Raw genomic sequence first — 2,160 nt, 5'->3', positions numbered from 1 at the left:
GGTACGAAACAATGTCTATTTCCCGGATGCCAAAACGTTCCGTAAAACCCTTCATCATTTTTTTCATGTCACCTTACCCGAAAAAGGACAGGAATTAGCTACCCGGCTGACCGATAATTTCCAAACTTTAATTCCTGCATCTTCAAGTTAATTGCATATAAATAATTGAATGATAAATTTATAAGATTAAATTAATTTTTCCTTTCTGATGATAGGCTTACTTTAAGCGTAGAAAATACCCTCACAAAAACAACGAAACAGTGAGGGTAACATGACCATTCAATATACAACTCCTACGCCAGAAGAACGTCGCTCTATCCTTTCCGAGTATGGCGAACCTTATGATCGTCTTGTGCGTGAAAAGGAACGCCAGCACATCACTTCTATTTCCAGAACATCAGCATGGAAACTGGAAAACGAAGGGCGCTTCCCAGCCCGTAAGCCGTTAGGCCGCAATTCCTGTGCTTGGTTGCTCAGTGATCTGCTTCATTGGGTACGTAATCCGCCAACAGTAGAAAACGTAAATAACCCCTATAGCCGAAAATCAAATTAATTAAGACAGGGTAAAATTATGACATCAAAAAATGCGGCCTTAAATGGTCAGGGACTTGTTTACGCTGAAAACAGCCAGGAGCCTATTTTAGTTCAGCACAGAACTGAATCGAGAATAGATAGCCGCTTGTTTGCAAAGCGTGTCGGATTACAACACCGTAGCTTATATAAGCTAATCAAAGCCAACATTAAGCAGCTAAGGGAGTTTGGTTCACTGCCGTCATTTGAAATCGCAGCAGTGAAAGAGGTTGGGGCGCGAGGAATTAAGTACAATCGCTATTATTTACTCAACGAAAACCAGTTCGATTTTATGTGCCGCCTTGTGCGAGGGCGTGATCATGAGCTGATGGTTCACTTTAAGCTGGACGTAACAAAAGCCTTTGCTAAGAAGCGAGCGGTTGAACCTATTCGCCGTGAATATCTGCCGAACTACCATGAGTCACGCGATGCGTTAAGGGATTTAGGTGCAGAGCGTCGCCGAAGCGCTGAACGACACAGAACAAAATGCTCAGTTTGAACTCCATCACCGCGAGGGATTCCCGAAATGGTAAGTCATATTGATATTCGTTCGGTGAAAGCGGTAGCGCAAAATCAGTGGCAAGGTTTACTGTCTGCCTGTGGTGTGGACGTTCCTGCAAAGGGTAAGCATGGTGCTTGCCCTATCTGTGGCGGGAATGATCGCTTTCACTTTATAGACGACCACGGGGACGGTAATTGGCATTGTCGCCAGTGTGAACACCCGAACCACGGAGACGGTTTTGATTTACTCTCGAAAGCTAAAGGTATCACGGTAATTGAAGCGGTTAAGGTGGTTTCTGAGGCTTTATTACTTCCCTTGCCTGAACCCCAGCCTGCCAGAAAGGAGGCGCCAAAATCAGAGGCTCCTCTGATAACTGAGAAAGTTAATAAGCTGGTGGCTCAGTCCACTATCGGACAATCTGATTATCTGACCAAAAAGGGGCTGCCATGCCCCAATCATAGGCTACTGAATAACGGTTCGTTGTTGCTGGTCACTCAGACGCTGGACGGCACAATCACCGGTGCGCAAATCATTAATCCGAAGGGTGAAAAACGTCTTGTCGCTGGTACTCAAAAAAAGGGGAGTTTTATCCCCTTATCACCTGTAATCGGAATACCAGACACAATCATCATTACGGAGGGCTATGCAACCGCCTTAACGGTGAGTCAATTGTGTGAGGGCTGGGTACTGGCTGCGATTGATGAAGGCAATTTACCGACGGTGGCTAAACAGGTCAGGGAACGGTGGCCTGATGTGAAAATCATCCTTGCCGCCGACAATGACTGGTACGCCCCGGAAGAACTGGACGATAAAGGCAAGCCCAAGAAGAACGTCGGTAAGATTGCCGCCGAGAAAACCGCTAAGGCTATTGATGGATGGGTAGTGTTACCGCCAACAAAATACAAGGCTGACTGGGACGATTATCGCCAGCAGCACGGCATCGAGGCAGCAAAACAGGCATTCAGTGAAGGGTTGTATCAGGTGGAAGTGAATATGTCAGTACCAAAATCAGTCGTCATTAATCTGGACGAACACCGGGCAAAAGAGCGTGATCCGTTAATACCGTTCACTCAAGCCCGAAAAGAGGG

3 protein-coding genes are annotated in these 2,160 nt (G+C 46.3%); all 3 read left to right on the top strand.

What is annotated here, in order from left to right; all coding sequences use genetic code 11:
• Nucleotides 1-271 precede the first annotated feature (271 nt).
• A complete protein-coding gene (locus Xsto_RS20480) occupies nucleotides 272-553 on the top strand; it encodes a helix-turn-helix transcriptional regulator (RefSeq protein ID WP_099121754.1) in 282 nt (93 codons plus the stop codon).
• Between the two features lie 18 nt (nucleotides 554-571).
• The gene (locus Xsto_RS20475) at nucleotides 572-1,069 is read left to right on the top strand and encodes a Rha family transcriptional regulator (protein WP_099126287.1); all 498 of its coding nucleotides are present in this window, start codon (nucleotides 572-574) and stop codon (nucleotides 1,067-1,069) included.
• 27 nt (nucleotides 1,070-1,096) lie between these two features.
• The coding region (locus Xsto_RS20470) for a toprim domain-containing protein (RefSeq protein ID WP_211284363.1) at nucleotides 1,097-2,160 on the top strand (1,064 nt) is incomplete at its 3' end.

It is taken from the genome of Xenorhabdus stockiae (assembly GCF_002632825.1).
In the GTDB taxonomy this organism is placed as follows: Bacteria; Pseudomonadota; Gammaproteobacteria; order Enterobacterales; family Enterobacteriaceae; genus Xenorhabdus; species Xenorhabdus stockiae.
The sequence above is the reverse complement of the archived record's forward strand: the minus strand, read 5'-3'. Positions and strand labels throughout refer to the sequence as shown.